This window comes from Tessaracoccus terricola (genome assembly GCF_054776555.1).
In genome coordinates this window covers 43,021-58,919 of the sequence record NZ_BAAHBS010000002.1, presented here as the reverse complement: position 1 = coordinate 58,919, position 15,899 = coordinate 43,021, and the positions used below count along the sequence as shown (strand labels likewise).

Here is a 15,899-nt window from a genome sequence, read left to right as displayed (position 1 = left end):
GTTCAGTGTTCCAAATAACCCTCGCCCGGGGGCGGGGGTGGTGTCATCATGCGGGGTCATTCAGACCTTGCTCCGAGACTATGACCCGCCTGTGGAAAACACAAGCACGGCATGGGCGCGCCCCGCGCCCGCGGCCGTCACAGGAACTCGTCGGCGCTGTCTACCCCGAGGAACCCGATGGTCTCCGAACTCACCTTGGAGACGATGTCCATCCCGAAGCCGCGCCGGGCGAGCGCCCCGCGCAGGCGACGCATCGCCACGTGCGGCTCGAGTCTCGCCATCGACCGCATCTTCTTGGCGGCGAAGGCACGAGCGGCCGCCCATTCGTCCTCGGGGTCCAGGTCCGCCAGTACCTCCTCGACCGCGTCGCGGTCGATGCCCTTGGCCCGGAGCTCCTGCCGGATCCTCGTCCGGCCACGGTGTGACAGGCGCATCCGGTTGCCTGCGAGCGACTCGGCGAAGGCGTCGTCGTCGACGTAGCGCAACTCCTTGAGTCTGAGCATCACTTCGTCGGCGACGTCGCCCGGGACCTCCTTCTTCCGCATGGCGGTGCGCAACTCCTGCTCACTGCGTGCCCGGAACTCCAGCAGGCGGAGTGCGATCTGGTAGGCGAACTCCACCTGCTGGGACCGGCTGGGCCCGTCGAAGGGCTCAGAAGTCAACCTCGACCTCACCGGTCTCCGGGTTGATCCGCTCCTCGGGCTCGTTGGGATCCTTGTCCACACCGAGGTGGAGACGGATGCGGCGCTCGATCTCCGCGGCGATCTCCGGGTTCTTCTTGAGGAAGTTGCGGGCGTTCTCCTTGCCCTGGCCGAGCTGGTCCGCCTCGTAGGTGAACCAAGCGCCGGCCTTGCGGATGATGCCGGCCTCGACACCCATGTCGATCAGGCTGCCCTCGCGGGAGATGCCCTCGCCGTAGATGATGTCGAACTCCGCCTGCTTGAAGGGCGGGGCCACCTTGTTCTTGACCACCTTGACGCGCGTGCGGTTGCCGACGCTGGAGGTGCCGTCCTTCAGGGTCTCGATGCGTCGCACGTCGAGACGTACCGACGAGTAGAACTTCAACGCCTTGCCACCAGTGGTGGTCTCGGGCGAGCCGAACATCACACCGATCTTCTCGCGCAGCTGGTTGATGAAGATGGCGGTGGTGTTGGAGTTCTTGAGCGCACCGGTCATCTTGCGCAGCGCCTGGCTCATCAGGCGGGCCTGGAGGCCGACGTGCGAGTCCCCCATGTCGCCCTCGATCTCCGCCCGGGGCGTCAGCGCCGCCACGGAGTCCACGACCACCAGGGCCAGGGCGCCGGAACGCACCAGCGTGTCGGCGATCTCCAGCGCCTGCTCACCGTTGTCCGGCTGCGAGACCAGCAGCTCGTCGGTGTTGACGCCGAGCTTCTCGGCGTAGGAGGGGTCCAGCGCGTGCTCGGCGTCGACGAAGGCGCAGATGCCGCCCTCACGCTGGGCGTTGGCGATGGCGTGGAGTGCGACGGTGGTCTTGCCGCTGGACTCCGGCCCGTAAATCTCCACGACGCGACCGCGCGGCAAGCCACCGATCCCGAGCGCGACGTCCAGCGCCACGGAACCCGTGGGGATGACGTCGATCGGCAGGCGGGTGTCTGCGCCGAGACGCATGACCGATCCCTTGCCGTGAACCTTCTCAATCTGCGACAGCGCCGCTTCCAGCGCCTTGGCGCGATCCGCAACAGCCATGGTTGCTCCTTCCTTCGAAGCCCGCATCCGGCGGACCACATGTGCTCGACCCACACTCTAGGTTTTTGGACTGACAGTCCTCCACGAAGCGCCCTGCCTGTGGAGAACCAGCAGTGATGCACACATTACCCGAACATCTGTTCGAATGTCCTGCGACACGCTAGCGAAGGGTCTGCGGCAGCTCCAATTGCGCCCACACTGCTCGCCAGATGCGCTTGCACGGCACGCCGGCCGCGAGGGACTCGCTGACCGTCCTGCCTTCGAGCTCCGCGAGGACCACCTGTTCGGCCCACACCGGGGCGTAGCCGTCCGGCAGGACCTGGTTGAGTCTCACCCACAGCTCAGCTTCTCGCACGTCGCAACGGTATCCGATCCACCGCCCTCCCCCGGACCGGGACCGCCGCCACGACTCGCCAACTGAACCGATCAGGGCAATGATTTCGCTCGGTGCCATTGAGCGGATTCCTGCACATTCGCTCAAATCGCTCATCGGCCCGTAGAGTGTGGCCCCGAAGTGCGCAACCAGTACGCGCGCGCGGCACACACCAATGAAGGGAACGCCAAGTTGAGCAACAGCGGCACACCGTCCCACAAGCGCTCGGACCGCATGGTGGCGCTCCTGGCCATGCTGAACGAACATGGGCAACTGCCCCTGTCCCGACTCGCGAAGGACCTGGGGGCCTCGGAGGCCACCATCCGCCGTGACGTCGCGGCCCTGGCGGCGCAGGGGTTGCTGGACCGCACCCACGGCGGGGCGCGCCCCACCCAAGGGATGAACGAGTTGCCGGTTCGACTCAGGGACGGGCGCAACCAGGCATCGAAGTCCAGGATCGCGATCGCCGCCGCCCACATGATCCCTCAGGGCAAGTACGCCATCGGCCTGACAGGCGGCACCACCGCCGCCGAGGTGCTGCGCGCGCTGCAGCACCGCGACGACCTCACGATCATCACGAACTCGCTGAGCATCGGTCTTGAGGCCGCCGAGCAGGACCAGGCCCGTGTCCTGATCGCCGGTGGGGTGCTGCGCTCCAACTCGCTGGAACTCGTCGGCTCGCTGGCCGAGGCCACGCTCCGACTGGTGAACATCGGCACGGCCATCGTGGGGGCCGACGGGATCAGCGCCGAGGGTGGCCTGACCACCCACGACGAGGTTGAGGCACGCACCAACCACACGTTGATCGAGCGGGCGCAGCGCGTGATCGCCGTCGGGGACGCCTCGAAGATCGGTACCGTCACGCTCGCCAAGATGGCGAACCTGAGCGAGATCGACGTCCTCGTGACCGACTCCACGGCGTCGCCGTCGGAGGTTGCACGGATCCGCGAGGCGGGCATCGAGGTGCACGTGGTGCCGGCACCCGATCCGGGCAACCCGGCCTGAGGCCGGGCCTCGGAGCCCCTCGGCTCAGGCGGCCAGCGCCACCCGGTGCGGCGTCTCGGACTCGATCTCGGCGATCTTGTCGCTCACCATGGCGAGCAGGTCGGAAAGCGTTACGCCCAGGGCTGCGGAGATCGAGAACAGCACCTCGGAGGAGGCCTCCTTGTGGCCGCGCTCGATCTCGCTGAGGTATCCCAGGCTGACCATGCTGGCGACAGAGACCTCGCGGAGGGTCATCGAGGCGCCCATGCGGAGCTCGCGGAGGGTTTCGCCCATGACCTTGCGGATCAGAATCGTCTTCATCTCAGACCTACCTACCTTGCGGACACCATGCCCGCATCACCAGGTGGAACGTCGGCCTCGGCAGATCTATTCCGCAGTGGGCGAAAAGTTCACAGGACGCGCAGCAGCATCGCCAGTGCGTGGTCGATGGCAGCCGCCCGGATGGCCTGCCGGTCGCCCTCGAAGTACTTCAGCTCTGTGTACTGGGGACGCGGCGACATGCCCGGGGCCGGTCCCACGACCGCGAACCAGACCGTGCCCACCTTCTTGCCCTCGACCTCCGTCGGTCCGGCGACACCCGTGGTCGCCACCGCCCAGTCCGCGTCGCAGCGGCTCTGCGCCCCGAGCGCCATCTGGATGGCGGTCAGCTCGTTGATGACGCCCTCGGTCTCGATCAGTTCCTCGTCGACCCCTGCGAGGACGGCCTTCAGGTCCTTGGCGTAGGTGACCAGCGAGCCGCGATACACCTTCGAGGCCCCCGGGACCGCGGTGAGTTCAGCACCGATGCCTCCCCCTGTGATCGACTCGCACGTCGCCAGCGTGATTGAACGCTTGCCCATGAGCGTGATCAGTTCCTTGGCGGACTCAGCTGTCATCGGGGCCTCCTCGGTCTGCGGTTTCGCCCCGAGCCTATCGGAGCCGCGCGGTCAGGAGCCGGGGGTGGTGGAGTTGGCGATCGCGTCGCGTCGGATACCCATGGCCTGGCGGACGTAGTCGATGCCGGTGACCACCGTCAGGGCGAGCGCCACCCACATCAGGCCCCAGGCCACGTAGCCGATCCACTCCGGCAGCGGCGGGAGCCAGAGCAGGAACAGGATCAGCGCCAGCGACTGCGTGACGGTCTTGGCCTTGCCGCCCTTGTTGGCCGGCATGATCCCGTACTTCGCGATGGCGGCGCGCAGCCAGGTGATGCCCCACTCGCGCAGCAGGATGACGATGATGATCCACCACCACAGCTCGCCCAGGATGCCCAGGGCCACGAAGGCGGCCCCCGTCAGGGCTTTGTCCGCGACGGGGTCCCAGAGCTTCCCGAAGTCCGTCACCAGGTTGTACTTGCGGGCGATGTGACCGTCGGCGAGGTCGGTGAGGATGGCGATCGTGAACACCGCGGTGGCGGCCAGGCGCCAGCCCTGGTCGTGGGGGTGGAGGAACAGCACGACGAGGAACACCGGGACCAGGATGATCCGGATCACGGTCAGGACGTTGGGTACGTTCCAGTTGCTCGGCTTGGTCCGCGCGGCATCGTCCGTGCTCATCGGGCTGCTCCAATCAGGTCGATCCCCTCGGAGGCGGTGAACTCGACCTCGACGAAGTCTCCCACAAGCGCCTGCTCGTGTCCTGTCACGATCACCACGCCGTCCGTCTCGGGACCCTGGTGCGCAGCGCGGCCGACCACCTCGTCGCCGACCTCCTCCACCAGCACGGTGGCCGTCTCCCCCACCCGGTCCGCTGCCCGGGCCTCGTTGACGTCGAGGGCGACGTCGGCCAGCAGGGCGCGCCGCTCCTCCACCTCCGAGGTCGGCATGTGGCCCGGGAGCCGTTCACCCTCCGTGCCGTCCTCGTCCGAGTACCCGAACACTCCGAGGACGTCGAGCTGGGAGTCGATGATGAACTGGCGCAGGATCTCCACGTCCGCCTCGGTCTCGCCGGGGAAACCGGCGATCACGTTGCTGCGGATGCCGGCCTGCGGGGCGACGGATCGGATCCGTCCGATCAGGTCCAGGAAGGAGTCCGGGTCCCCGAAGCGGCGCATCGAGCGCAGCACGTCGCGTGAGGCGTGCTGGAAGCTCAGGTCGAAGTAGGGCACCACCTTCGGGGTGTGCAGCATTGCCTCGAGCATGGACGGGCGGATCTCCGCCGGCTGCAGGTAGGACACGCGGATCCAGTCGAGGCCGTCGACGTCGGAGAGGTGGCCGAGCAGTTCCTCGAGACGGTGGTCGGCCCCAAGGTCCTTGCCGTAGCTGGAGGTGTTCTCCGAGACCAGGAAGACCTCGTGCACGCCCTGCTCGACGAGCCAGCGGGCCTCCTCCACGACGTCAGCCATGGGCCGCGAGAGGTAGCTGCCCCGGAACGAGGGAATCGCGCAGAACGAGCAGCGCCGGTCACAGCCGGAGGCGATCTTCAGCGGAGCGGAGGGGCCGTCGGAGACTCGACGGCGCATCGTGCGTGGCCCGGAGGCCGGGGCCAGCCCGTCGGGCAGTGGGGCGTGGCCCGGCACGGCCACACCGTGCGCGGCGCGGGCCCGCTCCGCCGGCGCCAGCGGCAGCAGCTTGCGACGGTCCCGGGGCACGTGGGAGGTGGGCGCGTGGCCGTCGAGGATGAGGCGGAGCTTGTCCGCGATGTCGGCGTAGTCGTCGAAGCCGAGGACGGCGTCGGCCTCCGGCAGTTCCTCGGCGAGCTGGACGCCGTAACGCTCGGCCATGCAGCCGACTGCGACCACGGCCTTGGTCGCGCCACCCTCCTTGAGCTCCGCCGCTGCGAGCAGGGTGTCGATCGAGTCCTTCTTGGCCTGCTCGACGAAGCCGCAGGTGTTGACCACCACGGTCTCGGCCTGCTCGGGGTCTGGGACCAGGGAGAAGCCCCCGGCCTCCAGCCTGGCGGCCAGTTCCTCGGAGTCGACGTCGTTGCGGGCGCATCCCAGCGTGGAGATGTGGACCTTGCGGAGTTGTTCAGTGGCAGTCATGTCCACGCCAGTATCGCACCAAGTGGCCGGACCTCAGCCTTCTGCGAGGTTGGCCAGCAGTTCCTCGAGGTCCTCGGGCTTGACCAGGACGTCGCGCGCCTTGGAACCCTCGGAGGGCCCGACGACGCCGCGGCTCTCCAGAATGTCCATCAGGCGGCCCGCCTTGGCGAAGCCGACCCGCAGCTTGCGCTGGAGCATCGAGGTGGAGCCCAGCTGCAGCTCGACCACGAGCCTGGCCGCGTCCAGCACCAGTTCCAGGTCGTCGCCGATGTCGTCGACGACCTTCTTCTCCGCCGCCGGCGCGGTCACGTCCTCGCGGTAGTTCGGCTGCAGTTGCGCGGTGATGTGGGCCACGACGTCGCGGATCTCGGACTCGTTGACCCAAGCGCCCTGGACCCGGATGGGCTTGCCCGCGCCCATCGGCAGGAACAGCCCGTCACCCTTGCCCACGAGCTTCTCGGCGCCCGGCTGGTCCAGGATGACCCGGGAATCGGTCATCGACGACGTGGCGAACGCCAGCCGGGAGGGGACGTTGGCCTTGATCAGACCGGTCACGACGTCGGTGGACGGACGCTGGGTGGCCAGGACGAGGTGGATGCCGGCAGCCCGGGCCAGCTGGGTGATGCGCACGACCGACTCCTCCACGTCGCGCGGCGCGACCATCATCAGGTCCGCGAGCTCGTCGACCACGACGAGCAGGTACGGGTACGGGGCGAGCACCCGCTCCGAGCCTTCCGGGACCTTCACCTGGCCGGCGCGGACGGCCTTGTTGAAGTCGTCGACGTGGCGGAACCCGAAGGCCGCGAGGTCGTCGTAGCGCATGTCCATCTCGCGCACCACCCAGGCGAGCGCCTCCGCCGCCTTCTTGGGGTTGGTGATGATGGGGCTGACGAGGTGCGGGATGCCCTCGTACTGGTTCAGTTCGACGCGCTTGGGGTCCACCAGGAGCATGCGCACCTCGTCCGGGGTGGCGCGCATCATGATCGAGGTGATCAGCGAGTTGATGAAGCTGGACTTGCCCGATCCGGTGGCGCCGGCCACCAGCAGGTGCGGCATCTTGGCCATGTTGGCCACCACGAACCCGCCCTCGACATCCTTGCCCAGACCGACGGTGAGGGGGTGGTGGTCGTTGCGGGCCTTGTTGGAGCGCAGCACGTCGCCGAGGCTCACCACCTCCTTGTCCGTGTTCGGGATCTCGATGCCGATGGCAGACTTGCCGGGGATGGGGGTCAGGATGCGGATCTCGTTGGAGCCGACGGCGTAGGCGATGTTGTCCGCCAGCCCGGTGACCTTGCTCACCTTGATGGCGCTGCCGAGCTCCACCTCGTAGCGGGTGACCGTCGGGCCACGGGTGTAGCCGGTGACGCGGGCGTCGATCTCGAACTCGTTCAGGGTGCTCGCGAGCTGTCGGACCACCCGGTCCGACCCCTCGGTGCGCGCCTTCGGCTTGGATCCCGGGACCAGCATGTTGTCCTGCGGCAACTGGTAGACGATGTCGCCGCTGAGCTGGAGCTGCTCCCCCTTCGCCGGGGAGGGCGTGTGCTCCGGCGGCGGCAGCGAGTCCTGCCGCTTGCCGGGCGGGGCCTTCGCCACGGGCGCGGGCTCGGGTTCCGGCTCGAGGGTGAGTACGTCGGTCTCGGCGGCGTCCCAGTCGTAGACGTCGTCACTGGACGGCTCGGCCTCGTCCTCGATGAGCGGCGTGTCGTAGGGGATGTCCACCCCGAGCTTGAGCTTCTTGTCCTTCTTGGGCCGCTCCTCGTCGTCGCCCTCCGGACGCTCCACGAGGGTGCTGAGGACCGCTCCGATCCCGCCGACGATCTCGTGCAACGGTCGGCCCACCACGACGATCACGCCGAACAGGGTGAGGATCACCAGCAGCGGCACCGAGACCCAGGCGGTCATGAGGTCCGTGAGCAGGCTCGAGGACAGGAATCCGAGGATGCCTCCGGCGTCGCGCAGTTCCGGCATCTGGTCGGGGCGCGGCAGGCCGGCGGCGATGTTGACGAGCCCGAGCCCACCGAAGGTGATCAGCGTCCACCCCATCCCGGTGCGGGGGGCCGCGTCCACATCGCGGGGGTGGCGCAGCACCCGCCACGAGCCGTAGAACAGGACCGCCGGGACGGCCACCGCCAGGGAGCCGAAGATGGTGGTGACGCCGATCTCGATCGCCGATCCCACCGGGCCCGGGAGCTGGAACCACATCCGGGCGGCCACCACGATGGCCAGTGCGAGCATGAACAGCCCCACGCCGTCGCGGCGCAGCTTGGGGTCCACGTCCTCGGCGGCACCCCCGAAGCTGCGGGCGATGGCGCCGACGCCGTGCGCCAGACCGCCGAACACCGCCCGCAGGAACGCGAGGAACGGGTTGGGACCCGCTTGCTTCGAGGCCGGGCGCGAGGGGGATCTGCGTGTGCCGGAACCACCCTTCGCCTTGGAGGGTGTGCTCTTGGTGCTCTTGCTGGAACTGGCAGCCCGCGACGTCGAACGCGTCTTGGTACTGGAGTTCCGCGACGAGGAAGTTCCGCGGGACGCCATGGGTTGCACGTTAGCGGAAACCGGCCGGATTTCTTGGACCCCACTCCGCGGGGAACTGCCTCAGCCGAAGTGCGTCCAGCCTCGTGGCCCCTCCCAAGCCTCCCCGTCGACGGTGACCTCGCCCGAGCCGGTGACCACGCCCACCTCGCGCCAACCGTCCGGCAGTTCCGTGCCCACGGGGAAGGTGGCCGCCAGCGCGTGGTCCTCTCCCCCACCGAGGATGAAGTTCCACGGCGAGACGCCGGTGGCGGCCGAGAGCCGCTGGATGGAGTCCGGGAGTGCGAAGTTGCTGGTGGCCAGGTCCATGCCCACGCCGGAGGCGGCGCAGACGTGCCCGAGGTCCGCCAGCAGTCCGTCGGAGACGTCCACCATTGAGGTCGCGCCCGTCGCCGCGGCGACCGCACCCTGGCCGTAGGGGACGCTGGGGCACTGCTGTTCCGCGACGAGTTCCTTGGGCGAGCCGAAGCCCCGCTGCAGGACGGTGAGTCCCGCACCGGCCCAGCCGAGCTTGCCGGCCACCGCCACCACTTCGCCTTCCCGGGCGCCGGAGCGGGTGACCGGGGACCGGCCGCCCAGGTTTCCGAGTGCGGTGACGGTGACCACCACCTGGGCGGAGCGGGTGGTGTCGCCCCCGACCAGGCTGACGCCCGCGCGGGCGGCCTCGTCGCGCACACCGGCCGAGAGGTCTCGCACCCAGTCGAGATCGGTGTCCTCGGGTAGCCCGAGGGCCATGACGATCGAACTCGGCACGGCACCCATCGACTCGACGTCGGAGACGTTGACCGCGACGGCCTTGCGGCCGATCTGGAATGCCGGGGACCAGTTCCGCTTGAAGTGGATCCCGTCCACGAGCATGTCGGTGGTGACCACCACGTCGCCATCGGGTCGCAGCACCGCGGCGTCGTCCCCGACCCCGAGGACCACGTCGGAGCCGGCCGCGAGGTCTGCGGTGACGTCCGCGATCAGCTCGAACTCGCCGAGTTCCATCACCGCAGCCCCACCGGGCGCAGCAGGGCCAGCTGGATGAGGCGGGCCACCAGTTCGGGGTAGCCCACCCCGCTGTGCTCCCACAGCTTCGGGTACATCGAGATCTCGGTGAACCCCGGCATGGTGTTGATCTCGTTGACCCAGACCTCGCCGTCGGCGTCGGCGAACACGTCCACTCGGGCCAGGCCCTCGGCCCCGACGGCGTTGAACGCGCGGGTGGCCACCTCCCGGATCTGCTCGGAGACCTCCGGCGCGATGTCGGCGGGGATGTGCAGCGTGGCCTCGTCCTCGGCGATGTACTTCGCGTCGAAGTCGTAGAAGCCGTCCTTGGCGTGGACGCGGATCTCCCCCACCGAGGACGCGTCGCAACCACCGGCGGAGGTGGGGTCGGCGATCACTGCGCACTCGAGTTCCCGGGCCCCGACGAAGCCCTGCTCGATGACCACCTTCGGGTCGTAGGCGCGCGCCTCCTCGATGGCTGCCTGCACCCCACTCGGATCGGTGACGCGGCTGATGCCGAGGGAGGAGCCGCCGCGGGCGGGCTTGACGAACACCGGGAACTGGAGCGCGTCGACATCCGCGAGCACGGCTGCGGGCTCGTCGCGCCACCTCTGGTCGGTGGCCACCACGTAGGGCCACACCGGCAGCCCGGCGGCCTCGAAGGCCACCTTCATGTGGTGCTTGTCCATGCCGATGGCGCTGGCGGCCACTCCGGACCCCACGTACCGGATCCCCATCATCTCGAACAGGCCCTGGATGGTGCCGTCCTCACCGAAGGGCCCGTGCAGCAGTGCGAACGCGACGTCCACGCCGTGGATGTCGACGAGGTGCTCACCGTCGCGGGTGGCCACCTCGCACCCGTCGGCCCCCACCATCCACACGGCGTCGTGCTCGGGTTCGGCCACCTGGGGCACCCGGCCGTCGACGATCTCGTAGGCGGCGATGACATCGAGCGGGACCTGGGTCCACCGGCCGGACTTGGAGATGCCCACCCCGAACACGTCAAAGCGCTGTTGGTCGATCGCGCCGAGCACGCTGGCCGCCGTCAGGCAGGAAACGCCGTGCTCCGGCGACTGACCGCCGAAGATGAGTGCGACCCTGATGCGCTTTTCCACGAGACCTCCCGATTTGGTTCCGCCGCAAAGCGTAGTGCTTGCGAGCCTCAGCTCCGAAGTTGCGGAACCCGGGCACCCACCCGCATGTCCCACCGGTCCGTGGGCGCCTCCTCGTCCCGGACCTGCTCCACCAGCGCGGTGATCGCGTCCATGATGGCGACGGTGGCGGCCTCCAGGGTCTCCTTCGAGGGCTCCCCCTCGCCACGGAACCGCGCCAGGTCCACGGGGTCACCGACCAGCAGGCTCACCGGCCGCCTGCGCAGGCTGAACAACCGTCGCCACTCGAGGCGCTTGCCGCCCAGCACCTTCTCGGCCCCGATCTGTCCGATCGGGACCACCGGCACCCCGGTCTCGAGGGCGAGCCGGGCGGCGCCGGTGCGCCCCGTCATGGGCCAGAAGTCCGGGTCCGCCGTGATGGTCCCCTCCGGGTACATGGCAACCGCCCTGCCCTGCTCCAGCGCGCGGCGGGCATGGACCAGGGAGTCCTTCGCGTTGGCGGTGTTGCGCAGGACGGGGATCTGTTCACAGGCGCGCGCCAGCCACCCGATGACCGGCACCTTCCAGATCTCGGACTTGCCGAGGAACCGGGGCCAGCGGCCCGCCATGATGACGAACTCCCCCAGCACGAGCACGTCGAAGTTGGAGATGTGGTTGGCCACCACGAGGACGCCGCCGGTGGCCGGCAGTTTCTCGCGCCCGGCCCAGGTCCGGGTCACGAACAGCGGCAGCAGGCGACGCACCAGTTGCGCGAGCCCCCGGTAGACGGGCGGGGCCGGCTCATGGTTGACCCTGGCCAACGGGAGGCGCCAGGGCTTGGTCGTCGATGACATGCGGGTCAGCCTAGCGACAGGCAGCCCGCGCGCGCCGCGCGCCACTCGGGGACGGGTCAGCGGGAGGCCTGCATGAGGTGGCGCTGCAGGAAGGCCAGGTACAGGGCGTCCATGTGGGCGCGCTGCCGGTTGTCGGCGGCGCCACCGTGGCCGCCCTCGATGTTCTCGTAGTAAAGGCACGGGTGCCCGCCCGCCTCCAACTTCGCCATGAACTTGCGGGCATGGCCCGGGTGGACCCTGTCGTCGCGGGTGGAGGTGAGCAGGAGGGTGGGTGGGAGCTCACCCGCGCCGTCGAGCAGCTGGTAGGGCGAGAACTTCCGGATGAACTCCCACTCGCCCGGCTCGTCGGGGTCCCCGTACTCCCCCATCCACGACGCCCCGGCCAGCAGTCGGTGGTAACGGCGCATGTCCAGCAGGGGCACCTGGATGACCACCGCGCCGAACAGTTCGGGGTACTGGGTCAGCATGTTGCCCGTGAGCAGGCCGCCGTTGCTGCCACCGCGGATGCCCAGGTGCTCCGGCTCGGTGATGCCCCGGTCCACGAGGTCCCGCGCGACTGCGGCGAAGTCCTCGTAGGCCCGGGGCCGGTTCTCGCGCAGGGCCGCCTGGTGCCAGCCCGGCCCGTACTCGCCGCCGCCACGGATGTTCGCGACGACGAACGTGCCGCCGGCTTCCAGCCAGCCCTTGCCCACGCCCGGGGCGTAGCCCGGGGTGAGCGAGATCTCGAAGCCGCCGTAGCCGTACAGCAGGGTCGGGTTGGTGCCGTCGGATTCCTGACCGCGCGGCCGCACCAGGAAGTAGGGAACCCGGGTACCGTCGGCAGAAGTCGCGAAGTGTTGCTCGGTGACGTGCCCGGAGGCGTCGAAGAACTCGGGTTCACTGCGCAGCACTTCTGGCGCGGCGGCCCCGGGAGCGACGTCGGCGAGCATCAGCGTGCTGGGGGTGAGGTAGTCGGTGACCACCAGCCAGATCCGGTCGTCGTCCTCGTCGTCGACGGCGGCGGAGTGGATGCTGCCCAGTGCGGGGGCACCCTCGAAGGGGCGCAGGTCCCAGCCTTCGGGTCCGTGAGTGGCCACCACCAGGGTGCTGCTGACGTCCTCCAGGACGGTGAGCACGATGTGGTTGCGGGTGCACGTGATGTCCTCCAGCGCCGTCGTGGCGGTGGGCTCGAACAGCACCTCGACGTCTCGCTCCCCTGCGACGAACCGGTCGAGGTCGGCGGCCAGCAGTGCGCCGGCGGGGTGGGTGCGGCCGTCGACGCTCCACTCGTCGCGCAGCCACAGCAGCAGCCACTGCCGGTGGACGTGCTTGTCGGCCGAGTCCGGCACGTCCAGGGCGACGAACCGGCCGGTGGCGTCGGCGACGTGGAGCACGGAGTCACGGCTGTCGAGGTAGTGCAGCAGGAGATCACGCTCGAAGCCCGGCGTGCGGTCCCGCACCGCGTGGATCCCGTAGCCGGCGTTGTCCGCCGGCCCCTCGAAGACCACCTCGGCCTCGGCCATGGGGGTGCCGCGACGCCAGCGGCGCACGAACCGCGCGTAGCCGGCCAGGTTGGTGCTTCCGGGGCCGGTGTCGGTGACGACGTAAACGGTGTCGTGGTCGATCCAGCTCAGCCTTCCCTTGGCCTCGGGCCGCTCGAACCCGCCCTCGACGAATGCCTTCGTCTCGACGTCGAACTCGCGGGTGACGTCGGCGTCGGCACCGCCGCGGGACAGCGCCACGAGACAACGCGGCTGGTCCGGGCGGAGGAACTCGACGCCGTGCCACACCCAGTTCTCGTCCTCGGTGCGGTTCAGCTCGTCGAGGTCAAGGACCGTCTCCCAGGCCGGGGAACCCGTGCGGTACTCCGCGAGGGTCGTGCGGCGCCACAGGCCGCGCGGGTGTTCGGCGTCGCGCCAGAAGTTGTAGTACCACTCCCCCCGCTTGGCGAGCATCGGGATCCTGTCGTCCGAGTCGTAGATGGCGGCCAGCTCGTCCTCGAGCCGTGCGAACTCGGCTGTCCCTGCCAGTTCGGTCTCGGTCACCGCGTTGCGGGCCCGGACCCAGTCCAGGGCCTCGGCGCCCTCGACGTCCTCGAGCCAGATGTGGGGATCGGTCACGGTTCCTCCTCGTCGGATGTCATCGTCGACCATATACCGCGCGCTCAGAGGGTCCGTCGCGATGCCGCCTGCACGGTTCCCGCCCGTCCTGTTCGTTCCCGCCTGTCCAGTAGGACGGGTGGGAACGGACAGGACGGGCGGGAACGAACGAGACGGGCGTTTCGGGCCGGGGTCCGCAGAACGCAGTCGGCCGCCGCCCCATGGGACGACGGCCGACAGCGCGCTCGGAGTCAGGCCACGGTGTCAGCCGTGCGGGCCGGCAGCGTCTTCGGCTTGAAGCTCGGACGCGAGGCCTCGTAGGTGTCGATGTCGGCCTCGTGCTGCAGCGTGGAGGAGATGTCGTCCAGGCCGTTGAGCAGGCGGTGCTTGGTGTGGGCGTCGATCTCGAAGGGGTAGCTCTGCTCCCCGACCGTGACGGTCTGGGACTCGAGGTCAACGGTTAGCTGGTCCTCCGGGTTGGTCTCCACCGCGGTCCACAGCGCCTCGATGGTGGGCTCGTCCACCACCGCGACCAGCAGGCCGGCCTTGCCGGAGTTGCCGCGGAAGATGTCACCGAAGCGGGTGCCGATGACCACCTTGAAGCCGTAGTTCTGCAGCGCCCAGACAGCGTGCTCGCGCGAGGAGCCGGTGCCGAAGTCGGGCCCCGGCAGCAGGATGGTGCCCTGCTTGTAGGGCTCCTTGTTGAGCACGAACTCCGGGTCGTTGCGCCAGGCGGAGAACAGTCCGTCCTCGAACCCGGTGCGCGTGATGCGCTTCAGGTAGACGGCGGGGATGATCTGGTCCGTGTCGACGTTGGAGCGACGCAGCGGGACGCCGATGCCGGTGTGGGTCTTGAAGGCTTCCATGCTCAGGCTCCGATCAGGTCTGCGGGCGCGCTCAGGTGCCCGGTGATGGCGGTGGCGGCTGCGACGGCGGGCGAGACCAGGTGCGTGCGTCCGCCCTTGCCCTGCCGGCCCTCGAAGTTGCGGTTGGAGGTGGAGGCCGCGCGCTCGCCCGGCTTCAGCTGGTCGGGGTTCATGCCGAGGCACATGGAGCAGCCGGCGGCGCGCCACTCGGCGCCGAAGTCCAGGAAGACCTTGTCCAGGCCTTCCTCCTCGGCCTGCAGGCGGACGCGGGCGGAGCCGGGGACCACCAGCATGCGGACGCCGTCGGCGACCTTCCTGCCCTGCAGCACCGAGGCAGCCAGGCGCAGGTCCTCGATGCGGCCGTTGGTGCAGGATCCCAGGAAGACCGTGTCCACGGTGATGTCACGCATCGGGGTGCCGGGGGTGAGGTCCATGTACTCCAGCGCACGCTTCGCGGTGGCACGCTCCACCTCGGAGTCGAAGTCCTCCGGAGAGGGCACAGCTGCGCCCAGGGGCACGCCGTGGCCGGGGTTGGTGCCCCAGGTGACGAACGGGGTGAGCCGGGTGGCGTCGATGTCCACCTCCAGGTCGAAGGTGGCGTCGTCGTCGGTGCGCAGCGTCTTCCAGTACTCGACGGCGGCAGCCCACTCCTCACCCTCGGGCGCGTGCGGGCGCCCCTTCAGGTAGGCGAAGGTGGTCTCGTCGGGAGCCATCATGCCCGCCTTGGCGCCCCACTCGATGGACATGTTGCAGATGGTCATGCGGCCCTCCATGGAGAGCTGCTCGATGGTGGTGCCGCGGTACTCGACGATGTAGCCCTGGCCGCCGCCGGTGCCCACCTTTGCGATCAGCGCGAGGACGACGTCCTTGGCGGTGACGCCGTCGGGCAGGTCACCGTTGATGTTGACGGCCATCATCTTCGGCTTCTTCTGGGGCAGCGTCTGGGTGGCCAGCACGTGCTCCACCTCGGAGGTGCCGATGCCGAATGCCAATGCCCCGAAGGCGCCGTGGGTGGAGGTGTGGGAGTCGCCGCACACGATGGTCATGCCGGGCTGGGTGACACCCAACTGGGGGCCGATGATGTGGACGACGCCCTGGTCCCGGTCACCCAGCGAGTGGATGCGGATGCCGAACTCCTCGGCGTTCTTGCGCAGCGTGTCCACCTGGGTGCGCGAGACGGGGTCCGCGATGGGCCGGTTGATGTTGAGGGTGGGGGTGTTGTGGTCCTCGGTGGCGAGCGTGTGCTCGGGACGACGGACCTTGCGCCCGTTCATGCGCAGGCCCTCGAAGGCCTGCGGGCTGGTGACCTCGTGGACGAGGTGCAGGTCGATGTAGAGCAGGTCCGGCTCGCCGTCGACGGAACGCACGACATGTGCGTCCCAGACCTTCTCCGCCAAGGTCTTACCCATGTTCCACCCCTTGTGTGCTGGTTGGTTGTCCT

15 protein-coding genes are annotated in these 15,899 nt (G+C 69.1%); 1 reads left to right on the top strand and 14 read right to left on the bottom strand.

The window, feature by feature from the left end; all coding sequences use genetic code 11:
- Window positions 1–137: 137 nt before the first annotated feature.
- The 3 genes from ACYU7G_RS04625 to ACYU7G_RS04615 form a co-directional block, all read right to left on the bottom strand.
- Complete coding sequence (locus ACYU7G_RS04625) at window positions 138–662, bottom strand: regulatory protein RecX (RefSeq protein WP_461105270.1); 525 nt, start codon at window positions 660–662, stop codon at window positions 138–140.
- Entirely contained in the window at window positions 652–1,707 is a 1,056-nt protein-coding gene (gene recA, locus ACYU7G_RS04620; protein ID WP_461105268.1) for a recombinase RecA, read from the bottom strand. Before recA ends, ACYU7G_RS04625 begins: the two co-directional genes overlap by 11 nt.
- Window positions 1,708–1,867: 160 nt before the next feature.
- The gene (locus tag ACYU7G_RS04615) at window positions 1,868–2,062 is read right to left on the bottom strand and encodes a DUF3046 domain-containing protein (RefSeq protein ID WP_461105266.1); all 195 of its coding nucleotides are present in this window, start codon (window positions 2,060–2,062) and stop codon (window positions 1,868–1,870) included.
- Window positions 2,063–2,314: 252 nt separating this feature from the next.
- Here ACYU7G_RS04615 and ACYU7G_RS04610 point away from each other — a divergent pair, with 252 nt between their 5' ends.
- Window positions 2,315–3,085, top strand: a complete 771-nt coding sequence (locus tag ACYU7G_RS04610) for a DeoR/GlpR family DNA-binding transcription regulator (RefSeq protein WP_461105300.1) — start codon at window positions 2,315–2,317, stop codon at window positions 3,083–3,085.
- 24 nt (window positions 3,086–3,109) lie between these two features.
- Here the strand turns inward: ACYU7G_RS04610 and ACYU7G_RS04605 are convergent, their stop codons facing one another.
- The 11 genes from ACYU7G_RS04605 to leuC form a co-directional block, all read right to left on the bottom strand.
- On the bottom strand, window positions 3,110–3,385 hold the full coding sequence (locus tag ACYU7G_RS04605; protein ID WP_461105264.1) for a helix-turn-helix domain-containing protein: 276 nt from the start codon (window positions 3,383–3,385) through the stop codon (window positions 3,110–3,112).
- A gap of 89 nt (window positions 3,386–3,474) precedes the next feature.
- Window positions 3,475–3,960: a CinA family protein gene (locus tag ACYU7G_RS04600; protein ID WP_461105262.1), complete on the bottom strand. Its 486-nt coding sequence runs from the start codon at window positions 3,958–3,960 to the stop codon at window positions 3,475–3,477.
- A 51-nt stretch (window positions 3,961–4,011) separates the two neighbouring features.
- Window positions 4,012–4,620, bottom strand: coding sequence for a CDP-diacylglycerol--glycerol-3-phosphate 3-phosphatidyltransferase (gene pgsA, locus ACYU7G_RS04595; protein ID WP_461105260.1), 609 nt, complete (start codon window positions 4,618–4,620; stop codon window positions 4,012–4,014).
- Entirely contained in the window at window positions 4,617–6,047 is a 1,431-nt protein-coding gene (rimO, locus tag ACYU7G_RS04590; RefSeq protein ID WP_461105258.1) for a 30S ribosomal protein S12 methylthiotransferase RimO, read from the bottom strand. The genes pgsA and rimO overlap by 4 nt, the downstream gene beginning before the upstream one ends.
- Window positions 6,048–6,080: 33 nt before the next feature.
- Window positions 6,081–8,582: an FtsK/SpoIIIE family DNA translocase gene (locus tag ACYU7G_RS04585; RefSeq protein ID WP_461105256.1), complete on the bottom strand. Its 2,502-nt coding sequence runs from the start codon at window positions 8,580–8,582 to the stop codon at window positions 6,081–6,083.
- A 60-nt stretch (window positions 8,583–8,642) separates the two neighbouring features.
- Window positions 8,643–9,569, bottom strand: coding sequence for a thiamine-phosphate kinase (locus ACYU7G_RS04580; RefSeq protein WP_461105254.1), 927 nt, complete (start codon window positions 9,567–9,569; stop codon window positions 8,643–8,645).
- Window positions 9,569–10,684: a D-alanine--D-alanine ligase family protein gene (locus ACYU7G_RS04575; protein ID WP_461105252.1), complete on the bottom strand. Its 1,116-nt coding sequence runs from the start codon at window positions 10,682–10,684 to the stop codon at window positions 9,569–9,571. The genes ACYU7G_RS04580 and ACYU7G_RS04575 overlap by 1 nt, the downstream gene beginning before the upstream one ends.
- Before the next feature lie 47 nt (window positions 10,685–10,731).
- On the bottom strand, window positions 10,732–11,514 hold the full coding sequence (locus ACYU7G_RS04570) for a lysophospholipid acyltransferase family protein (RefSeq protein ID WP_461105250.1): 783 nt from the start codon (window positions 11,512–11,514) through the stop codon (window positions 10,732–10,734).
- A 56-nt stretch (window positions 11,515–11,570) separates the two neighbouring features.
- Window positions 11,571–13,613: a prolyl oligopeptidase family serine peptidase gene (locus tag ACYU7G_RS04565; RefSeq protein ID WP_461105248.1), complete on the bottom strand. Its 2,043-nt coding sequence runs from the start codon at window positions 13,611–13,613 to the stop codon at window positions 11,571–11,573.
- A 230-nt stretch (window positions 13,614–13,843) separates the two neighbouring features.
- Window positions 13,844–14,458: a 3-isopropylmalate dehydratase small subunit gene (gene leuD, locus ACYU7G_RS04560; RefSeq protein WP_461105246.1), complete on the bottom strand. Its 615-nt coding sequence runs from the start codon at window positions 14,456–14,458 to the stop codon at window positions 13,844–13,846.
- Window positions 14,459–14,460: 2 nt separating this feature from the next.
- Window positions 14,461–15,867: a 3-isopropylmalate dehydratase large subunit gene (leuC, locus tag ACYU7G_RS04555; RefSeq protein WP_461105244.1), complete on the bottom strand. Its 1,407-nt coding sequence runs from the start codon at window positions 15,865–15,867 to the stop codon at window positions 14,461–14,463.
- Between the last annotated feature and the right edge of the window lie 32 nt (window positions 15,868–15,899).

Excerpts from the sequence above, each read along its gene's own strand:
- ACYU7G_RS04580 (WP_461105254.1), bottom strand. The coding sequence starts at position 9,569 with ATGGAACTCGGCGAGTTCGAGCTGATCGCGGACGTCACCGCAGACCTC.
- recA (WP_461105268.1), bottom strand. The coding sequence starts at position 1,707 with ATGGCTGTTGCGGATCGCGCCAAGGCGCTGGAAGCGGCGCTGTCGCAG.
- ACYU7G_RS04585 (WP_461105256.1), bottom strand. The coding sequence starts at position 8,582 with ATGGCGTCCCGCGGAACTTCCTCGTCGCGGAACTCCAGTACCAAGACG.
- pgsA (WP_461105260.1), bottom strand. The coding sequence starts at position 4,620 with ATGAGCACGGACGATGCCGCGCGGACCAAGCCGAGCAACTGGAACGTA.
- rimO (WP_461105258.1), bottom strand. The coding sequence starts at position 6,047 with ATGACTGCCACTGAACAACTCCGCAAGGTCCACATCTCCACGCTGGGA.
- leuC (WP_461105244.1), bottom strand. The coding sequence starts at position 15,867 with ATGGGTAAGACCTTGGCGGAGAAGGTCTGGGACGCACATGTCGTGCGT.
- ACYU7G_RS04610 (WP_461105300.1), top strand. The coding sequence starts at position 2,315 with ATGGTGGCGCTCCTGGCCATGCTGAACGAACATGGGCAACTGCCCCTG.
- ACYU7G_RS04605 (WP_461105264.1), bottom strand. The coding sequence starts at position 3,385 with ATGAAGACGATTCTGATCCGCAAGGTCATGGGCGAAACCCTCCGCGAG.
- leuD (WP_461105246.1), bottom strand. The coding sequence starts at position 14,458 with ATGGAAGCCTTCAAGACCCACACCGGCATCGGCGTCCCGCTGCGTCGC.
- ACYU7G_RS04600 (WP_461105262.1), bottom strand. The coding sequence starts at position 3,960 with ATGACAGCTGAGTCCGCCAAGGAACTGATCACGCTCATGGGCAAGCGT.
- ACYU7G_RS04570 (WP_461105250.1), bottom strand. The coding sequence starts at position 11,514 with ATGTCATCGACGACCAAGCCCTGGCGCCTCCCGTTGGCCAGGGTCAAC.